Annotated in this window: 22 protein-coding genes; 6 read left to right on the top strand and 16 right to left on the bottom strand. The window is 38.1% G+C overall.

Annotated elements, in window-relative coordinates:
- Positions 1 to 83 precede the first annotated feature (83 nt).
- Positions 84 to 725 carry a tRNA (guanosine(46)-N7)-methyltransferase TrmB gene (trmB, locus tag EV282_RS05225; protein ID WP_130294368.1) on the bottom strand — a complete coding sequence of 214 codons (642 nt, stop codon included), beginning with the start codon at positions 723 to 725 and terminating at the stop codon, positions 84 to 86.
- Positions 726 to 848: 123 nt separating this feature from the next.
- Between trmB and EV282_RS05220 the strand changes: the two genes are divergently transcribed.
- Positions 849 to 1,133 carry a YtzH-like family protein gene (locus EV282_RS05220; protein ID WP_077359367.1) on the top strand — a complete coding sequence of 95 codons (285 nt, stop codon included), beginning with the start codon at positions 849 to 851 and terminating at the stop codon, positions 1,131 to 1,133.
- A 44-nt stretch (positions 1,134 to 1,177) separates the two neighbouring features.
- On the opposite strand, the gene EV282_RS05215 is transcribed toward EV282_RS05220, so the two are convergent.
- The 6 genes from EV282_RS05215 to thpR form a co-directional block, all read right to left on the bottom strand.
- Positions 1,178 to 1,960 carry a phosphotransferase family protein gene (locus tag EV282_RS05215; RefSeq protein WP_130294366.1) on the bottom strand — a complete coding sequence of 261 codons (783 nt, stop codon included), beginning with the start codon at positions 1,958 to 1,960 and terminating at the stop codon, positions 1,178 to 1,180.
- Positions 1,961 to 2,115: 155 nt separating this feature from the next.
- Positions 2,116 to 4,248, bottom strand: a complete 2,133-nt coding sequence (gene pulA / locus EV282_RS05210; RefSeq protein WP_130294364.1) for a type I pullulanase — start codon at positions 4,246 to 4,248, stop codon at positions 2,116 to 2,118.
- Between the two features lie 101 nt (positions 4,249 to 4,349).
- A complete protein-coding gene (locus EV282_RS05205) occupies positions 4,350 to 4,550 on the bottom strand; it encodes a hypothetical protein (protein WP_130294363.1) in 201 nt (66 codons plus the stop codon).
- Between the two features lie 29 nt (positions 4,551 to 4,579).
- A complete protein-coding gene (locus tag EV282_RS05200; protein WP_130294361.1) occupies positions 4,580 to 5,503 on the bottom strand; it encodes a diacylglycerol/lipid kinase family protein in 924 nt (307 codons plus the stop codon).
- Positions 5,504 to 5,551: 48 nt separating this feature from the next.
- Positions 5,552 to 6,334, bottom strand: a complete 783-nt coding sequence (locus EV282_RS05195; RefSeq protein ID WP_130294359.1) for a hypothetical protein — start codon at positions 6,332 to 6,334, stop codon at positions 5,552 to 5,554.
- Positions 6,335 to 6,362: 28 nt separating this feature from the next.
- Complete coding sequence (gene thpR / locus EV282_RS05190) at positions 6,363 to 6,923, bottom strand: RNA 2',3'-cyclic phosphodiesterase (protein ID WP_130294357.1); 561 nt, start codon at positions 6,921 to 6,923, stop codon at positions 6,363 to 6,365.
- Between the two features lie 116 nt (positions 6,924 to 7,039).
- Here thpR and cysK point away from each other — a divergent pair, with 116 nt between their 5' ends.
- Positions 7,040 to 7,975, top strand: a complete 936-nt coding sequence (gene cysK, locus EV282_RS05185) for a cysteine synthase A (protein ID WP_130294355.1) — start codon at positions 7,040 to 7,042, stop codon at positions 7,973 to 7,975.
- A 232-nt stretch (positions 7,976 to 8,207) separates the two neighbouring features.
- Here cysK and EV282_RS05180 read toward each other — a convergent pair whose 3' ends face one another.
- From EV282_RS05180 to EV282_RS05170, 3 genes are read right to left on the bottom strand one after another with little or no spacing between them, the layout of a single operon-like run.
- Positions 8,208 to 9,386 (bottom strand): MFS transporter, encoded by a 1,179-nt coding sequence (locus EV282_RS05180; RefSeq protein WP_130294353.1) that lies wholly within the window; start codon positions 9,384 to 9,386, stop codon positions 8,208 to 8,210.
- A gap of 25 nt (positions 9,387 to 9,411) precedes the next feature.
- A complete protein-coding gene (gene pepV / locus EV282_RS05175) occupies positions 9,412 to 10,812 on the bottom strand; it encodes a dipeptidase PepV (protein WP_130294351.1) in 1,401 nt (466 codons plus the stop codon).
- Positions 10,813 to 10,837: 25 nt separating this feature from the next.
- Entirely contained in the window at positions 10,838 to 11,842 is a 1,005-nt protein-coding gene (locus EV282_RS05170) for a potassium channel family protein (RefSeq protein ID WP_130294349.1), read from the bottom strand.
- Between the two features lie 197 nt (positions 11,843 to 12,039).
- Between EV282_RS05170 and EV282_RS05165 the strand changes: the two genes are divergently transcribed.
- Positions 12,040 to 12,225: a hypothetical protein gene (locus tag EV282_RS05165; RefSeq protein ID WP_130294347.1), complete on the top strand. Its 186-nt coding sequence runs from the start codon at positions 12,040 to 12,042 to the stop codon at positions 12,223 to 12,225.
- An 88-nt stretch (positions 12,226 to 12,313) separates the two neighbouring features.
- The gene (locus EV282_RS05160) at positions 12,314 to 12,532 is read left to right on the top strand and encodes a DeoR family transcriptional regulator (protein WP_066291818.1); all 219 of its coding nucleotides are present in this window, start codon (positions 12,314 to 12,316) and stop codon (positions 12,530 to 12,532) included.
- Between the two features lie 362 nt (positions 12,533 to 12,894).
- Here the strand turns inward: EV282_RS05160 and EV282_RS05155 are convergent, their stop codons facing one another.
- Together EV282_RS05155 and EV282_RS05150 are read right to left on the bottom strand one after the other, a co-directional pair.
- Positions 12,895 to 13,524, bottom strand: coding sequence for a PRC-barrel domain-containing protein (locus EV282_RS05155; protein ID WP_130294345.1), 630 nt, complete (start codon positions 13,522 to 13,524; stop codon positions 12,895 to 12,897).
- 42 nt (positions 13,525 to 13,566) lie between these two features.
- A complete protein-coding gene (locus EV282_RS05150) occupies positions 13,567 to 14,295 on the bottom strand; it encodes a pseudouridine synthase (protein WP_130294343.1) in 729 nt (242 codons plus the stop codon).
- A 100-nt stretch (positions 14,296 to 14,395) separates the two neighbouring features.
- Between EV282_RS05150 and EV282_RS05145 the strand changes: the two genes are divergently transcribed.
- The gene (locus tag EV282_RS05145) at positions 14,396 to 14,833 is read left to right on the top strand and encodes a DUF6884 domain-containing protein (RefSeq protein WP_130294342.1); all 438 of its coding nucleotides are present in this window, start codon (positions 14,396 to 14,398) and stop codon (positions 14,831 to 14,833) included.
- Positions 14,834 to 14,881: 48 nt separating this feature from the next.
- Here EV282_RS05145 and EV282_RS05140 read toward each other — a convergent pair whose 3' ends face one another.
- Positions 14,882 to 16,486 (bottom strand): putative polysaccharide biosynthesis protein, encoded by a 1,605-nt coding sequence (locus EV282_RS05140; RefSeq protein WP_130294340.1) that lies wholly within the window; start codon positions 16,484 to 16,486, stop codon positions 14,882 to 14,884.
- Positions 16,487 to 16,721: 235 nt separating this feature from the next.
- Between EV282_RS05140 and EV282_RS05135 the strand changes: the two genes are divergently transcribed.
- Positions 16,722 to 17,984: an NAD(P)/FAD-dependent oxidoreductase gene (locus tag EV282_RS05135; protein WP_130294338.1), complete on the top strand. Its 1,263-nt coding sequence runs from the start codon at positions 16,722 to 16,724 to the stop codon at positions 17,982 to 17,984.
- Position 17,985: 1 nt separating this feature from the next.
- Here EV282_RS05135 and EV282_RS05130 read toward each other — a convergent pair whose 3' ends face one another.
- The 3 genes from EV282_RS05130 to EV282_RS20155 form a co-directional block, all read right to left on the bottom strand.
- On the bottom strand, positions 17,986 to 18,174 hold the full coding sequence (locus EV282_RS05130) for a sporulation protein Cse60 (protein ID WP_130294336.1): 189 nt from the start codon (positions 18,172 to 18,174) through the stop codon (positions 17,986 to 17,988).
- Positions 18,175 to 18,263: 89 nt separating this feature from the next.
- Positions 18,264 to 18,899, bottom strand: coding sequence for an SDR family oxidoreductase (locus tag EV282_RS05125; RefSeq protein ID WP_130294334.1), 636 nt, complete (start codon positions 18,897 to 18,899; stop codon positions 18,264 to 18,266).
- 123 nt (positions 18,900 to 19,022) lie between these two features.
- Positions 19,023 to 19,228 (bottom strand): hypothetical protein (locus EV282_RS20155; RefSeq protein ID WP_165389366.1); only part of this gene is annotated, 206 nt, incomplete at its 5' end.

The following is a 19,228-nucleotide window of genomic DNA, read 5'->3' as shown; positions in this document are numbered from 1 at the left end:
CCTTTCTCTTCACTCCTTTTACAAGTGTATCATAAGAACTTGATTCGGAATAAAAGAAAAACCCGGTACCATCACCGAGTTTTTCATGAACGAAATTGAGCTTCCATTCGGTATATACGAAATCCTTTTTCGGAAAACTTTTCTTCATATTCAGTCATTACGTTATCTTCCATGCCGCTTTTATGGAGATCAAGACTGACATCCTGAAAAATCATGCCGTATTTAGACATACTGTGAAGTGAATATTCAAATAGACCTTGGTTATCCGTCTTAAAATGAATCTCACCCTGTTTTTTTAGGATGGTTTCATAACGTTCTAAGAAGCTTTCATGTGTAAGTCTTCTTTTTGCATGTTTTTTCTTTGGCCATGGATCAGAGAAATTAAGATAAACACGATCAATTTCTCCCGTTTCAAAATAATCTAAGATATGGGTGGCATCTGCACGAATTAATTTAACATTGGACGTCCCATCTTCTAGAATTCTGTCCAATGCAGTAATAATGATGCTGTCATAAAGCTCCATTCCCAAATAATTAATCGATGGGTTCTGTTTACCCATGCCTTTAATAAACTGACCTTTACCAGTTCCAACTTCTATATGAATCGGATGATCATTCCCAAAGAAAGAACTCCACTTTCCTTTCATGGATTCAGGTTCAAGTGATACTACTTCGGGGTTGTCCAATAATTTTTCTTTAGCCCAAGGCTTATACCGTTGACGCATAACAATTTCTCCCGTCTTACTTTATGTTTTTTACATGGATGATATTTATTAAAACCGTTTTATATTTCAAGGATATTTTTTTCTTAACTCCATAACCTATGCAATGAAAGGATGTGCAGCAAAATGCCATTAAATCATAATGATCAATTGCATATAATCAGAGATCTACTGCAAGACCATTACACGGATTGTGCCGGTTCACCATCAGAATGTGCACAAATTGAACGCTTAGCTGCACATTTGATTGAAAATGGTGAAATTCACGAAGAAGTTAGGAATATTCTAGCAAATATTAATGAATACAGTCATACTGGTTCCTCGCATCAACACCTGGAAGAACATATCTCTAATCATCTTCCACATCTGGAATCTTGGATTAATACGATTCAGACACACCATCCATATTAAGACACTATTCCCTAGGAAATAGTGTCAGATTTACATTTTAATTGTCAGATCGTACCCGCAAGCTCCTTAATACTTTCAGCTAACTGGGCAGTTTCCTTTGACTGCCCTTTTTCTTTATACCAGAAAAAAGAGCTAATTGTTTGTGCAAGTACATACCAATGCATTCTGCGTTCTAGATCATCGTCTAAGGTCTGGCCATAGATTCCAAGCCAGTTATCCCATTCTTCATAAGGAATATAGCTGTATAGCAACATTCCCAAATCCAAAGCAGGGTCTGCAATCATTGCACCATCCCAGTCAATTAAAAACAATTCATTCGTATCACTTAGCAGCCAATTGTTATGGTTTACATCACAATGACACACAACCAAATTCTCAACTTCTACTTCTGATGCAGTTTCCATTAGATAAGCGAATGAATCATTAATTATTTCGAGATAATCTTTTTCTTTCCGCATCTGTTTTTGGATATCGTTAAGCATGTCAACTGGTGTCAGTCGCTTTTTTTCCAAACGGTTCATCATTCCCAGCAACTCTTGAGACTGATGGATTTTTGCTAACAGTTCTGCAACGTTTTTGCTCTTCATATCAGCTGCTTTTAGTTCCCGTCCATTAAGCCATTGCTGTGCAGTAATAACATCACCGTTCCCAAGTCTTTTTGTCCATAACAATTTGGGTACAATGCCTTCAGCCGAAAGAACAGCTAAAAAAGGAGAGGAATTACGCTTTAAGAACAGTTTTTGGTTCCCGTATTCAGCTATATATGCTTCTCCTGTTGCTCCGCCAGCAGGGGAAACCTGCCAATCTTCTCCCAAAATCTGTTCCAAAATGTTCACCTTCTTGTCTAGTTAGATCCGTATTTCATTTATGTTCATTCACCAAAGAGAATAAATTTCCGTATCAAAATAAAATACTGCGAAGTCATTATTTTAACACAAAAAATCAATAAAAGCACTTGAATATTACGACTTCAAACATCATCCTATACAAATAATAAAGAAAACGATAATGGATGAATGAGATACTTATTTGAATCCAAATTTCTTACAGCATATTTCTCGTTTTCAACTGCTATTTTCCAAGAACCCTGAGGGATTGGTATTTCTACGGCTTTTAGAGATTGATTAAATAGAAGTAATACTTTTTCCCAATTGAAACACTTTACTTTTTTATCGGTCAAAGAATGATTAATTTCCACTCCAAAAACACCATCTGGAAGTTCGTGCAATCGATTAATCCTGCTTTCTTCCTCACGAAAGACAGGCTGTTCGTTGCGAATTTTTATTAACTCTTGAAAGTATTTAACATCGTTTTTGTGTTTTTCACAATCGTGCCAATTAAAAGCATTGATTCGATCAGACATATTGTAGCTGTTCTCAACTCCATACTTCGTACGGTAAAATTCTTGCCCTGAATGAATAAATGGAACTCCTCTTGAAAACAGGGTAAATGCCAGCGCAAGCTGCTGCCTTTTTTTTCGTTGCCGTTCATTTTCATTCGGGTGACGAATTTTCAATAGATCAAATAGAGTATGGTTATCATGGCATTCAGTATAATTAATGCTTTGTTCTGCAGATAAAAACCTGTCATTTGTACCAGAATACCCTTTTACCGATCTCAAAATTTGATCCTTAACAGAATGTTCCTGATTTCCATTAATAAACCCTGCAGTACCTCCAGTAAATATACTTCCTTTTACACTATCTCGAAAAGAATCGTTAAAAAATGAATAGTCAGGAAGAACTTTAGCTGAAGATAAGGTTGCTCTCTTCTCCGGCTCGAGATTCGTATTCAGATCCCAACCCTCTCCGAGCAAAAAGATTCCAGGGTTTAATGATTTTAGTTTTTGAGCAGCGATATTCATCGTTTCTACATCATGTATTCCCATTAAATCAAAGCGAAAACCGTCAACTTTATACTCATTTAGCCAATATAAAAGCGCATCTATAATGAACTTTCTTACCATTTTACGTTCTGAAGCTGTGTCGTTACCAACACCTGTACCGTTCACAGGATTGCCGCCAGCATCATATCGAAAATAATAACCTGGAACCAGCTTTTCAAAAGATGACTCTTCCAATTTATAAACATGATTAAATACGACATCCAAGATAACAGAAAGCCCATTATCTTGCAGTGTTCGAATTAAAGTTTTCAGCTCTTGAATCCTCAAGACCGGATTACTTGGTTCGGTTGCATACGATCCTTCTGGGGCAAAGAAATGAACAGGATCATAACCCCAGTTATATTGGGAATCTGGTTTTGTTTCATCTACACTTCCAAAATCTGCGACCGGCATTAATTGAACATGTGTAATACCCAATCTTGTTAAATAATCTAACCCCGTAATAGTCCCTTTTGATGTTGTTGTGTTTCTTTCCGCCATTCCAAGATATTTACCTTTATGTTTCACACCGCTATCAGGATGTATCGTAAAATCTCTAATGTGGAGTTCATAGATGATACTGTCAGTTTTCGAACGAAGATTCATTCTTTTTTCGGATCGCTGCCATTGGTCAGGATCTGTTTTCTGCAGATCAATTATGACCGACCTCTCACCATTAATTGTTACGGAGCGTGCATATGGATCTGTTATCTCTACCCAAACGTGATTCACTCTAGCTTTGTAAATGTACTCTGTTAAATGGTGATCACCTTGTAAGGTAAAGTGCCAAACTCCTCTTTCTGTTCTTTCCATGCTTGCTTCTAAAAAATCGAATTCACCTGTTTTTTTATACTTAACCTGCATTTCAACAGCTACAGGAGACCATACTTTAAAAACAGTGGAATCTGGTGTATAAAGAGCACCAAGAGGACCATCATCAAAAAAAAGCGAATCAAATTGTTCTGTCCGGACAATACTGCCTATTTGAAGGGGAATCTGGTTTTCGTTTATTTTTATCCAATAATCTTTCCCCATAACTAATTGAATAGGAGATTTACACTTGTAGATATATCTCTGGTTATAATTTTCTTGTTTAAATAACGTTAAGGAATGCACGATACCATCCGTTTGTAATAATCCAAACGATGGTACGATTGAAAAAGGCTTTTTAGCTACTATTGTTATTAGGGAAAAGTCATCCATATAAGCTATTGCTTCAAAGTTCTTCAACCTGTTTTCACACTCCTTCAGTCAGCTATTACATCATATTGAACTTAATTTCATTTTGTTATTCGCAAATATGAAAAAGAGAGAGGGATTACCCGCTCTCATTAATCATTTAAGTATTTATTTTTTAGAACTCTTCCTGCAATCACTAAAGCTGCATAAAGGATGATCGGTATGATGATACCCCACATAAGATTCCCGTTAGTTACGTCTGTCACCCATTCTTTTATACCTGGTTTTTTTTGAATCAGCGCAACCCAAAGGATCGAAAAAAGTGCCATATTAAAAAAATCGGTCCATTTCATTCTTTTCACCACTCAAGTATTCATAGATTTTAAACTTTTATCGGTACAGACAGAGGATTGATTTCAATGGAAACTGGTGTTGTTCCTTTATATTCACCGTCAGCATGAATCGCAACTGGTCTGTTTGTTTTCACTGTAATATTCCGGCATGTAAACTGTGATACTCCTTGCACCTTTACGTGTCCGCCCCAAAAGACTGAAATAAAAAGCATAAGAAGTTTTGCTAAAGAGATCGTATGTACAACACAAACATCGAGTCTTCCATCGTTGTAACGAGCCTCCGGGCAAATTTTCATGCCCCCTCCATAATAGGGCATGTTCCCGACAGCTACAAGCCAAACCGTGTCAAAAGTATGAACCTGCCCATCGACCTCTAACTCTATAGAAGCTAGTTTATAGGATTTCAAAACTTTAAACAATGTTATAACGTATGCAAAAGTCCCTAATCTCATCTTGTGAAGCAATTTTTTGTAACGGGCTTCATTTGTATATCTCGCCACTTCTCCGTCAAGACCTATTCCGATCGCACTTAAAAACACCTGATCCTTCATGCTTCTTCCGATCATATGAATAATTCCTGCATCACTTTTGATCAGTCTTTTCCGTTTTAAATAAGAAATTTGGCTTTTAACACCTTTTATTTTGGAGGCAAGTACACGAACAATATCATTTCCTGAACCGCCCGATATAAAGCCGAGTGGAATTTCAGGGTGATCTTTTATTCCATTGAACACCTCATGAATAGTCCCATCCCCGCCTACCGCGATGATTGCTTTAATGGAATCCTTGTTTATGTATATAATTTTCTTAGCTATTTCAATAGCATGACCTTTGTGCTCAGTATAGAAAGTTCGATAGGATATCTCTTCTTTATCTAATTCTTTTTTTAAGCGATTGAATGCTCTCACTGCTTTTGAGTTATTCGTATTAATTATAAAAAAGTATCTTTTCATCAAATGAGTCCTCGATTGTTTGTTTTACATTCAATTCGACAATATGTATCAAATTCCTTCAAAACTTAACTCAGACTCGTTTTGTAGAGGATCTTTTCTATAAAGAGAATTTGTCACACCAATACTTAAAATTTCTGAAACAAATTTTAATTGCTGACTCTTCACAGGAGCTGGCTCATTAACGATTCGCATATGCCATTCTTTAAAATTCCGTTTATCAACGAAGTTTATCTTTCTCCAGTCGTTCGAAAGATCAATAAATGCATTAGGTGCTATTATGGTTTGCTGAATTGAAAGCTGTTCTTTATATGGTTCAGCCCATCCTTTGATTATGCTGTTCATTCTTTCAAGTCTGATAACCGGACTTAATCTTGTTTCCTTTTGCTCAGAGCTGCCATTTTTCCAAAAACGTTTATTCTCCGCTTCCTGCCAGATCCCTTCACCTTTCATCCAGACAATAAGTGATATCGTTGCCGGGCCCACTAAGATTACATCGAGTTCAACTGGCGCACTTTTAACCCGTAATACAGGCTCATAAAACAAAAAATAATTATCAGGAATTTCCTGTGTCAGAAATTGCAACTGCTGGTCTCTATTATATTTCTGATCAACGTTCGAAACTTCTCTCACTGTGGAAGTTGCCCATTTCATCTGGTTCTGAAAAAGGGTTTCTCTGAATTCCTTTTGCAAGAGTTTACGGCCATCTTCTCCAATATCAGTCTTAAACCCTTTTCTGCGATTTTCCTTAATACGCATAAATAGAGATTGATAATGATAAAGGTTCTTTTCATAACGTGAAACATAATCTTGTATTTTGACTAGTTGTGCCATTCTTTTCTTCCCCTCCTCCTTTTACTGTCTATCTTATTAATGAAAAGGACTGTACAATCTGATATTTCGGCTGCTTTTCAAAATGTGTTTCATATAGAACAACATTTTCCGCTTGAAATTGAACTTCTTTCCCATAGATATCCCACCAATTCTCTGAATCAACAGGCAGTGCTGAGGAATCCAATAGTTTTCGTGCAAGCGTAATATGCGGGGAGTAAGACCTCTTCTCTAAGATGAAATCAGCACGTTTGCATGCATATGCCACTTGTTTTTGCAGACTATATAATTTAACCTGTTCTTCAACACCAGCCCAAAAGATCCTTGGGTTCTCTTTGTTTCCAAAGAAACCTAGATGGTTGATATTTAATGCAAAAGCTTCAAACCCTTGCACGCTTTCCTCCAATAACGGAGTCAGATGCTTTAATTGATCCCTTGATGCTTTTCCTAAAAATGCGAGTGTAATATGATAATCATCGGGGTGAACCCATGTTTTAAATGAGTTCTCCTTTTTTATTTCTTGGCACATTTGATCAAGTGTTGATTTCACACCAGCCTGAAGCTGTAAAGCAACAAATAAATGCCTTTCCATAAAATTCACCGCTTTCCATAATTTATTTTATCAGATAATCGTATCCCCCTATCTGCTTTTTTACCGAATGGATTATTTGTTATACTAAAGACAGTAATAAAAAAGGAGTGCAAATTATGAGAGTCGTAACAAACATCGCGGATCTGATCGGAGATACACCTGTTGTTAAATTAAACCGCTTGCCTCATTCAGAAGGTGCAGATGTGTACGTTAAGCTGGAGTACTACAATCCGAGCCGAAGTCTGAAAGATCGAGCTGCATATAATATGATTATTGAAGCAGAGAAAAAAGGCGATTTAAAAGAAGGCTCTACCATTATAGAACCGACCTCTGGAAATACAGGTATCGGTCTTGCTATGAATGCTGCAGCAAGAGGATATAAATCGATAATCGTCATGCCAGATACGATGACGGAAGAAAGAATAAATTTGTTAAAAGCTTATGGAGCAAAAGTTGTACTGACTCCGGGAGATGAAAAAATGCCTGGGGCGATAAAGAAGGCAAGAGAGCTTGCAGCAGAGATTCCAAACAGCTTCATGCCTATGCAATTCGAAAACCCTTCTAATCCAGATGCTCATCGTCATAGTACAGCGATTGAGATAAAAGAAGCTATTGAAGAAATAGGGAAACCATTTTCTGCATTTATTGCACCCGCTGGAACTGGCGGAACGATAACAGGTACAGGTGAAACCCTGAAGTCAATGTTCCCTGATCTTACCGTACATGTTGTAGAACCAAAAGGATCTCCTGTACTCTCAGGCGGGAAACCTGGAAAACATAAGTTAGTGGGAACTAGCCCCGGCTTTATTCCATCGATTTTAAACCAAAACGTCTATGATGAAATTGTTCAGGTAAATGATGAAGACGCTTATAACATTACAAGACGTCTTGCTTCAGAAGAGGGCATCCTTGTTGGCCCGTCTTCGGGTGCTGCTGTTTTTGCAGCTTTAAAGATTGCTGAAAAACGTAAAAAGGGAGAAGTTGTGATCTGCATGACTTGTGACTCTGGGGAACGCTATCTCTCAAGCGATCTGTTTCAGTTTAATTCATAAGAGATACAAAAGACATCCCGAGATACGTTCGGAATGTCTTTTGTAATCCAATGATGTCACACCTAATTTGCGGTCTATGAAATTCTTTGTGATAATACAAAGGATTTGGGAACCGAACAAAAATGACTGCTAACCGTACAAAAATTAACCTTGACTGTACAAAAAAGCGGGACAACCGAACAATTTCCCTCCTATAAGAATGGTATTACATCTTCAACTCATAAATGGAACTTTATATAGATCTGTGTACGAGAACGGGTTCTTGTTCCATTTTTGAGAGAATAATAACCATCATTAGACCGGCAAACGAAAGTACACCGAAGAACAGGTACGTATAAAAGATTGAGTATTTATCAAAAATTACCCCTCCAACAAACGTACAGAACCAAGAACCTAGTCCGTTCCCTACAGCCGAATATAAAGAGACTGCAGTCGCTCTTACTTCACTAGGTGTATACATCCGTACATACTCCATAGCTGCAGGAATGAATAGACCTACCGAAAATCCTTGTGCGATAGTTGTAGCCAAAACTACCGGAAAAGATGGTTCGAAAAAGTAGAACGTCCAGCGGACAGCAGAGACCGCTGCTGCAAACATCATGATCTGCATCATGCCCCATTTTTTGATCGTAAGTCCTGCGAACTTCATAAAAGGAGCTTCACTTCCCGCCGCCAACAAAAACGCTAACCCTACTCCAGCTAAAGTGCCACCCGTTTCTTGAATATAAAAACCAAAATAAAAGTTATTGGCAAAAATCGGGCCGAAAACAAGAAATGTAGCGATAAGGAAAATAATAAATGATGGCATTTTTATCAGCTTATCAACACCCTTTTTCATATCCGTTTTAAGTGACTGGTTTTCTTTAGGCATATTAAATACAAACAAAATACATACGAAAAGAACGGCTGTAAACATATAAAATATCACTTGTGTACCAAAAGATTCAGCCAGTCTTCCTGCGATATATACCGCTATCGCGAACCCGACAGCTCCGAACAGCCGATAGTTTCCATACTGCTTGTTCTCTTTTTGAACATAATTCAGCAATATACTATCTGATACAGGTACAAGAGCACTCTGCATGAATGAGAATATGATAAGCAGTAATAAGAGCCACAAATAAGAGTCCAGCAATAATATACTGTATCCCAATACTGCTGTTAAAAATAAGGTCAAGCCCAGTACTGACCTTGGACGTCTGGAAAAGTCGGTGATCATCCCCCAAAGCGGCTGTGCAAAAATCATTACCACAGGACTGATTGACATCAACGTACCGATTTCTGTACCGCTGAGTCCCACTTCTTCTTTAAAGTAAACACCCAATAAGGGAAATAAGCTTCCAAGACCAAAAAAGAAAAGCAGATAAAATCCTTTTAAACTAATTGAGGTTTGATCAAAAGTTTTGTTCATGATGATTCCCTCTTCTCTTTCTTACCTATTTTGCCAGTTCATAAATAGCTTGAGCGTAAATAGCAGAAGCGCGCAATAAATCTTCAATATACATATACTCATCTTTTTGATGAGCCACATCTTCTCTGCCTGGGAATAATGCACCAAAAGCAACTCCGGTATTCAGAGATCTGGCATAAGTACCGCCTCCGATTGCAATCAATTCACCCTTTTCTCCAGTCTGTTCTTCGTACACTTTTTGAAGCGTTTTAATCAATGGGTGTTGATCATCAACATAATTTGGTGGATTATTTTCGATAATTCTGAGGTCCCACTTATCGTCCTTTGCTCTCTTAAATAATGTCTCTTCAATTTGTTCACTGTTATGAGTTACAGGGTAACGGATGTTCATTCCAACTTTGCCGCCTTCAGAATTAAATTTCATTACCCCTGGGTTTACAGTTAATTTTCCACTTGCTTCATCCTCGGCTGCGATCCCTAGTTTATTTCCAGTGTGTTCCCCTGTTACTGCTTCAAGTAAGGACAAAAACGCTTTCCCCTGACCAGCAAAAGTATATCCACTTAAAAATTTTGCAAGTTCTAAACCTGCATTAATCCCGATTTCCGGTGTACTGCCATGTGCAGATTTCCCTTCTATCTGCAGAGTTAATGTCCCTTTTTCAATAAAAGAACGACATTCCATGTTCTTTTTTTCTGCATATTGGGTAAATGCTTTTTCCATGTTTTCGAGATCGGTGCCTTTTACTTTTGCAGAAGCACGGTCCGGAACCATATTCAAACGCTGACCAGATTCAAATGACATGAGTTGAAGATCCCCATTGTTCCCATTGTCCCCTGATAAGGTGAATTCGACATCAAAGATTCCTTTTTCTGCATTTATGATCGGAAAGTCTGCATCAGGAGCAAATCCGAAATTGGGCATTTCTTCATTTTTAAAATAATGCCTTACACATTGCCAATTGCTTTCTTCATCACAGCCTATAATCATACGAACTCTTTTTGACAAAGGAAGCTTTAATTCTTGAATAATCTTCATTCCATAAAAAGCAGCCATCGTTGGGCCCTTGTCATCGATCGCGCCTCTCGCAAAGATCTTTCCGTCTTTTACTTCAGCTCCAAAAGGATCGACCGTCCAACCTTCTCCTGCAGGCACAACATCCACATGACAAAGAATACCGACCAACTCTTCTCCGCTTCCAATTTCCAAGTGTCCCGCATATCCATCAACATCTTTGGCTGACATTCCGGTTTCTTTTCCTAGACTAAGCAAGTACATTAATGCCTGATGAATTTCAGGACCAAACGGAGCCCCTTTCGTCCCTTTTGTTTCATCCAAGAGACTCGGAATTCTTAATAGACCTTTTGTATCTTCTATAAGCTGTTCTTTTCTCTTTTCCACTTCTTCTGTCCAATTAATAGTTGACACGCGTTACACCCTTTCATTTTTGAGCCTATGTAAGAGATTCGTACACTTCTTTACTGCAAATAATATAAAGTCTTGCATCCTCACGTATAGGTTCATTTAATTTCTTATTTATACCAAGATCACTTCCATCAGAAATCAGTGTTGCCCCTTCCATTAAAAGACCTTCAAAAGCATCTTTATATGTCTTCCACTCTCCTCTTTTCCTTACTTCAAAAAGGTTTTCCCCTTCTTTATAAGATAAAAGCTGTGTATAAATCTCAGTAATACCTCTTGAGAAAGCAGACCGTACGGCCATTCGAGAAACGGTTTCGTGACTCAAAACAAACTCATCAACTTTAGCATGCCTGAAATTTTTAATATTTTCCTCTTTTTTTATCTCAACGGTACTATGTATTTGTTGATTAAGCCTTTCAACGGATGTTACTACTAATAGTGTCTTTCCATCAGCTAATGCTGAATCTTGGATAGAATCATCCGAGAAAACCAGAACGGATTTAGCATCGTTAATGTTAGCCTGCATCAGCACAGATTCACTCGAAGGATCGCCTTGAATGTAATGTACATTTTTATGTGTTATAGGGGTTACATTTAATTGATCAATAAGTACGATGTCTATTTCCGGGTGAGTTTCTATAATCTCAGAAATCGCATACTTTGCCTTCTCAGACCATCCAATAATAACAAAATGACCTTTTCCTTTAAAGTTCAACCTTCCTTCCTCCTTACGTTTTCGGTGAGCTCCTAAAGCTTCAACCAATTTTCCAATTGCTAAACCCGCAATACCAATTCCAATTAAAAAGATAAAAATCGCATAAATTCTCCCTGCGACACTTACCGGATAGAAATCCCCATAACCTACAGTTGTAACGGTTGTCATCACATACCATAAAGCATCAAACCAGCCAGGGAAAGTTTCGGGTTCTATTAAACGCATAACAATTGAAGAAAAAATGACGATAAAAAAGGTAAAGGAAAAAATCCCTAGTTTGTTTACAACTAACTGCTTAAAAAATTTTTGCAAGATATACATGATCTATCCCTCCTAACTGTAAACGGTATTATAACTTTTTCATTGTACCGTATATCAAAGTTATTTGTTATCGTTCTTTTTCAAAGTATTGGAAAATAAAGAGTATTGACTTTTTCGGATTTTCGTGTATAATGATGCGTAAATGGGAGGTGTGGTGTGTTACCTGAACTGACAAATATTCCTTAAATGAGGATTATATGTTCGTTACAAAGGTTTTGCTGCATAGCCGCACAGACATCTTTTTGAACTCACGCATTATTTACAATTGGCTTACGCAGCGAAGAAACCGATATGGATTCTTCGCTTTTTTATATGGTTCTGTAAACGACGAATCTTCACTAAGAACAGAGCTTTTGTTAAAATGGATGGGTCTTACAAATTAAAGAGATTGTAATTTAACATTCATACTTCATTAACTTTTGATTGCTATCATATAGTATGTTAACAACTAATTAAACAAGGAGTGGTTTTTTGAGTCCTTCAACTGACAGAATGTTGAATCGTGTGAAAGCCCTGTATTTGTTTATACGCAAGAAAGGTACTGTAACAACACGAGAATTAGTTGAAGAATTTGGAACTACGCAGCGAACAATCCAGAGGGATTTGAATGTACTTTCTTATAACAATTTAGTAACAAGTCCTGCCCGTGGAATGTGGGAAACAACAGCAAAAAAAGTAAAAGTATCTTAAACAGATTAGTATCTTAAATGAATAAGCATAAAAAAAGTTCCCGCTGAATGAGTGCGGGAACTTTTTTGTTTCTTTTATTTGTTCATTCCTAAAAGATTGTTGCTTTTAGGTTATTTTTTCATTCTCTTCATTGTCAAGGTGATTGGAGCGCAAGGTGCGTGCCTCCTACATGAGAAGCTTCTTGCTGGGCATGCGACGAGGAAGCAACATCGGTAGCATTTACTTGTAGACGCAGGAGCAAGGGTACTTCCATGAAGCGGGACAGGTGAGACTCCTAACCGCGCAAAGCGCGAGAAGGCTCACCGCACACCCCTCGGAAAGCGAGCAGCCTGGAGCGGAAATCAACCACTTTCAAGAGCTATTTATAACTCTTCAGGTGAATTTTTGAGAAGCAAATCAGGAGTACGTTCAATTTTCCACTCTTGTGTTTTCCAATCTGGCTGACCTGTAATCGGCATATATTTTTCATCGTGGCCTAATAAACTTTTCCAGAATCCTTCAGAAAGGACAAAACCAACAGCCTGTTTTCGTTCTGTATCCATGACAAGATCTTTAATCTTTCCTACTTTTTCACCACTCTGGTCTATTACTGGCCAATCCTTCACCGCGAGATAAGAATAGCATTCAATCGGTTCTTCCTTCTGCCGTTCATTACCCTCAAACACGAGCTTATCTTCATTAATATCTACGATTTGGTGCCAAGGAATAAAGTAAGTTTCTTTAGCATCGCTATAATTCGTTTCAGGGTATGCACTGCCGGTCATAGGTGTGTTTTGTGTTCCAATCCCTGATGTTGCTGCCACAACAGATTCCATATGCCGGTCGGCAGGCATTTCCTCACGTTCAGGACTTCTGTTTTCAATCGTGAAAGTAAAATAACATAAACGATGATCATACATGTTGAAAAGAATATCGTTTACTTTATGTTCATCAAGAGGAGCGGCATCATGTTCAGCTTTTGCACCAATTATTTTATCAGCATACAACCTCATTAGGAATCATCCTCCTTTTTATTGGAAGATACCCCTAATAATTTATTCAAAAACATTCCTTCTTTCGGAAAGAAGAGTGAGCTCTTCTTCTGTTAAATCTCTATATGTCCCTAATGGCAATGTATCATCAAGTTTTAAGTTACCCATTTGAACCCTTTTAAGATAGGTGACTTTTCTGCCCACCGCTTCAAACATTCTTTTTACTTGATGAAATTTCCCTTCAGTAATCGTTAAGTAAATTTCTGATTCATCCATCGCGTTTTGAACGACTTCTAATTTTGCAGGCTGCGTATGATAACCATCTTCTAAGACAACACCTTCTTTAAATTTTTCATAAGTATTTTCAGGAATTGATCCATTTATTTTTGCAAAATATGTTTTAGGCACATGTTTTTTTGGTGACAGCAAGGAATGTGCCAACTGGCCATCGTTCGTTAGGATAAGAAGCCCTTCTGTATCTTTGTCCAATCTCCCAACTGGGAACGGTTCAAAACCTTGATCCTCCATTTCAATTAGATCGATCACCGTTTCATGCCGTGAATCTTCAGTAGCAGATATGACACCCTGCGGCTTATTCATCATTAAGTAAATAAACTCTTTGTAAATGACTTCCTCACCATGCACGACTACATGATCTTTATCAGGATTCGCTTGAGTTTTCGGATCTTTAATTACAGTTCCATTTAGTGTAACTGCACCAGATTTTAATAATTGTTTCACTTCTTTTCTGCTTCCAAAGCCTGTATTGGAAAGCCATTTATCAATTCTCATAAGAACCTCCAGTTATATGATCTATTCTTCCTATATTATTGTAAAAAATTGATTGAATTTTATATAAACGGGGTAATTTAGTACTATAGGAGGAATTGGAATGAAAAGGAAAATAGGTCTTCTAGCCACTGCACGGAAAAAAGCTTCAACCCCTTCGGCAGCTATAGAATTATACATAAGCCCGTTATTCGTTAAGTCCGTTCAATACGCACAGAATCATTATGATGATTTCTATTTTTATAGTGCAAAAGAAGGGCTTTTAACGAAAGACCAATACATCGAACCATATAATGTCTCCATCAAAAATTTTTCTACTTCTGAAAAACGGGAGTGGGCAGCACAAGTAATAAATGCTTTAGAACAACATGTTAAACCTTCTCAAAGCAGAATTTTCATTCATGGCGGCTGGGTATACCGCGAGTATCTTCAGCCTGCATTAGAAAAAGCCGGCTTCGAATACGAAGTGCCGCTTGAAGGCTACAGCATAGGCAATCAGCTTAAATGGTACGACGAACAACAGCAAGAGGTAAAGAAATAATAATCCTCATGGGAAAAGAAGGCTGATCAGCCTTCTTTTTTGCTACCCTTATTTCTTTCGTTTAAGAAATGAAATCCGGTCTCCTAATATAATCGTCAGCAGTCCTGAACGATAACTTAAGAAAAGGTATACCGCTCCTCCAGTAAGTATTCCCACTGTCAGCTCAATAATGGTATCCAGTCTCGTTTCCGGCTTTCCTAAAAGTGATGTTATCACAACAACTGCTATCGACATGATGGCGATAAAAACTGTCATCAAGACCGTTCTTCGATAAACCCATTTAAATGAAAATCCGCTGTATTTTTTGATGATATACAGGTTAAACAGTATAGATAAGGTATATCCGATATTGGTTGCGATGATGGAACCTGTTCCGGCAAATACTAATAGAAGAGGTTTGTTCAGCAGCAGTTTAGCTAAAAATCCAGCACTTAAACTAATAAAGGCAAAACGCTGCTGGTTCAAACCTTGTAAAATTGCTGCTGTTACAGTAAACAACGCAAACCAAATGGCTGTAGGCGCATACCATCTAAGGTAGAAACCACCCGTTTCCATCGTTGGCATGCCGAACAGTGCTCCATATGCAGGATATGCCAGCACAGCTAAACCAATTGCTGCAGGTGCTGTTAAGAACAGTACCATCTGAAATGTTTGGGTGATCTGTTTATGCAATAGATCTTGGTTGTTTTGCGTAAATGATTTAGTGATGACAGGGATCAAAGTCAGTGCAAGTGCAGTAGCAAGAGATACAGGAATCATAACTAGTTTATGTGCAATCTGGGTAATAATCGCGAAAACAGACTCGGACTCTATTTGTGTATAACCATAATCTCTAAGTGTATTTACAATCGTAAATTGGTCGATCATTTGATAAAGCGGAATAGCAAGGCCGACGGCGACAAAAGGTATCGCGTATTTGATCGTTTCTAAATAGATATCTTTTAACGAAATATCTGCAACAGGTTTACTTTTATCATACATCTTCTGCAGATGAGGCTTTCTTTTTGCCCAATACCATATGAGTACGATAAGTCCTGCAACAGCACCGAGTGTAGCTGCAAATGTAGACAACGCAACCGCGGTCGTAGTCTCTCCGTTTAATATGTTCATAACTATAAAGCTGGCTATCAGAATGAATAGGATTCTGACAATCTGTTCCACGACCTGTGAGACAGCTGTAGGTCCCATCGATTGAAAGCCCTGGAAATAACCCCGGATTAAACTCATGGACGGTACGATTATTAAAGCCGTACTAACCATCCTGATGACCAGTGTTATATCTTCGATGCTATTCCCTTTCCCCCCGCGTTCATCAATAATCTGATGGGCAAGGACAGGGGCTAGCATGTACAGAATAAGAAATGCTAGAAAACCAGTTAAGGTCATTACTAGCAAACCAGATTTAAGCAGTTTTCTTCCTGCAGCATAATCACCCAGCGCGTTATATTTAGAAACAAATTTAGAAACAGCGAGCGGTACTCCCATTGTGGAAATACTAAGTAAAATCGTATATGGAATATAAGCATAACCGTATAAAGCCATGCCTGGTTCTCCTACTAAATTGGTAAACGGAATAACAAAGATCAATCCAATAAATTTCGAGAAAAATGTAGCTGCAGATAAGATCAATGTTCCACGAAGTAATCGCGACAAACTTTTTCAGCTCCTACTAAAATCAATAAAGAGATTCCCTGACAGCTTAGTCTTCGGTCAGGTTTGATACATTAACTAAAAAACATTATTAGTATTGTATCACATAAAAAGCTCGTGTAACCTCATTTAACTTTTTGCAAAAAAGTAAGGAATTGAAAATACATAGCCTTTTTTATAAAGCTATGCTATTGTATGAAATGATTTTTAACTGAACGATTAAGAAGGTTGGGATGTTATGATTTATGATTGTATTGTCATAGGAGGAGGTCCATCAGGGCTAATGGCCAGTGTTGGAGCTGCATCGAATGGTGCTCGTGTTCTTTTGATCGATAAAGGAGAAAAACTTGGCCGAAAACTTGCTATTTCTGGCGGTGGACGGTGCAATGTGACAAATCGTTTACCTGTAGAAGAGATCATTAAGCACATTCCTGGCAACGGCCGCTTCCTTTATAGTGCTTTTTCTGTATTCAACAATGAGGATATTATTTCTTTCTTTGAAAATCTAGGTATTAAACTTAAAGAAGAAGATCATGGCCGTATGTTCCCTGTTACAAATAAAGCAACGGATGTTGTACAAGCACTTTTAAATAAGATTAGAGAACTAGGTGTTCAAATCAGGACGAATACACCAGTAAAGACTATAAATTATAATGAAGAATTTCACGAAGTTATTTTACAGAATGGTGAAGTACTAAAAACAAAATCCATCGTTATCGCTGTTGGAGGCAAGTCTGTTCCGCACACAGGATCAACAGGTGATGGTTACGCATGGGCAAAAAAAGCTGGTCATACAATTACCGAACTGTATCCGACAGAAGTTCCGATCACGTCAAGTGAAAGCTTCGTAAAACAAAAAACATTACAAGGGATTTCACTAAGAAACGTAGCGCTCTCTGTATGGAATCCTAAGGGCAAAATGATTAAAGCCCATCAGATGGATATGATCTTTACCCATTTCGGAGTATCCGGACCAGCCGCATTGCGCTGCAGTCAGTATGTTGTAAAAGCTCTAAAAAAATTCGGTGTCCCTTCCATTGAAATGAGAATTGACTCATTCCCAGAAGAAAATGAAGAGGCTCTTCTTTCCGCTATTCAAAAAAGAATGGATGAGGAACCAAAAAAGGCTGTAAAAAACGTTCTGAAAGGAATGCTCCCTGAGAAGTACCTTTTATTCTTGATTGAAAAGGCAGGCATTGATGGTGACATTTCAGCTGATCAAATCCCTAAGCAGTCATTGCGTAATCTAGCTCAGCAAATGAAAGGATTTTCGTTTCAAGTTAATGGAACGTTATCCATCGAAAAAGCCTTTGTAACAGGCGGTGGTGTCTCTGTAAAAGAAATTGCACCCCAAACAATGGCTTCAAAAATACAAGAAGGTCTATTCTTTTGTGGAGAAATCCTGGATCTGCATGGCTACACAGGTGGTTACAATATAACAGTAGCTTTTGTTACCGGTCATATAGCAGGTACAAATGCCGCTTATCGTGCTCTTGGATAATCTATTTCTTATAAATAATCATGGCTGAGAATGAAAACATGGTTTCGTTTTCTTCATGTGCATTTTCACAAACCGCGATCTGATATTTAATATCAATAACTTGATCATGAGAAATTCCGCTTAAGAATTCATTGACACTTTCTTCAAGGTCATCTTCATGTTCTTCATCAAAAACTTTAACCTGTATCATAAAAAAGCATCCTCCTAACGAATGAGTCTCTGCATGAGCATTCGTTCAGCGAGGATGCTTTTCCTTTGTTGGACTTTGACTAGTTTTGTCTATATGTTTTCGATTGCGTTCTGAATTGGCGTTTCTCCTTCTATCAGTTCAAAAACTTTGCGGTACATATGCTCATTTCCTAAACATGCTGCTATTGTTCTCGCTACATCAGCCCGTGGAATTGATCCTCGTTCATTTAATTTTTTCTGTGCATTAACTAACCCCATGCCGTCTTCATCTGTCAATGCACCAGGACGCAAGATCGTGTAGTTTAATGAGCTGTCCATCAGTGCTTCATCCGCATTTCCCTTTGCTTTTAAATAATGCTGAAGACTTTCCGGCCCTTTTTCTGGTGTGTCTGCTGCTAGCGAGCTCACCATGATAAATTGCTGAACAGAATGCTTTTCAGCAAGCTTGATCGATTTTACGGCTCCCTCATAATCTACTGCTTCTGTTTTCTCCGGACCTGTATGCCCACCAGAACCGGCAGTAAATATAACAGCTTCAACCCCTTCGAATACATGTTCAAAATCTTGTTCCAAGTCACCCAGTACAGCCTCAATATTTTCATGTTTAAAATGCTCTCGCTGCTCTTCTTTTCTAACCATCGCTTTGACTTTATGACCTTGTTCAGCGAGCATGACACTTGTTAGTTTTCCTATATTTCCATTTGCTCCAATAATAAGAACGTTCATTTTCATCCACTCCTTCAACTTAAGTACTTATGTATTGTTTCACTAAATGGCTATTGTAAAACATCGCCAGTAAGGAAATGGGTGCTGAGGAGAGAGGTGAGTTTGTAATTCCAGGTGAAGTGCTTATAATTCCGGAGTACCGTTCGTAAATCTCAAGAACCGCTCGTAAATCTCAAGAACCGCTCGTAATTTCCAATAACCGCTCGTAAATCTCAAGAAACGCTCGTAATTCCCAAGAACCGCTCGTAATTCCCAAGAACCGCTCGTAATTCCCAATAACCGCTCGTAAATCCCAAGAACCGCTCGTAAATCCCAAGAACCGCTCGTAA

This window comes from Fictibacillus sp. BK138, from assembly GCF_004216955.1.
Taxonomy (GTDB): domain Bacteria; phylum Bacillota; class Bacilli; order Bacillales; family Fictibacillaceae; genus Fictibacillus.
The sequence above is the reverse complement of the archived record's forward strand: the minus strand, read 5'-3'. Positions and strand labels throughout refer to the sequence as shown.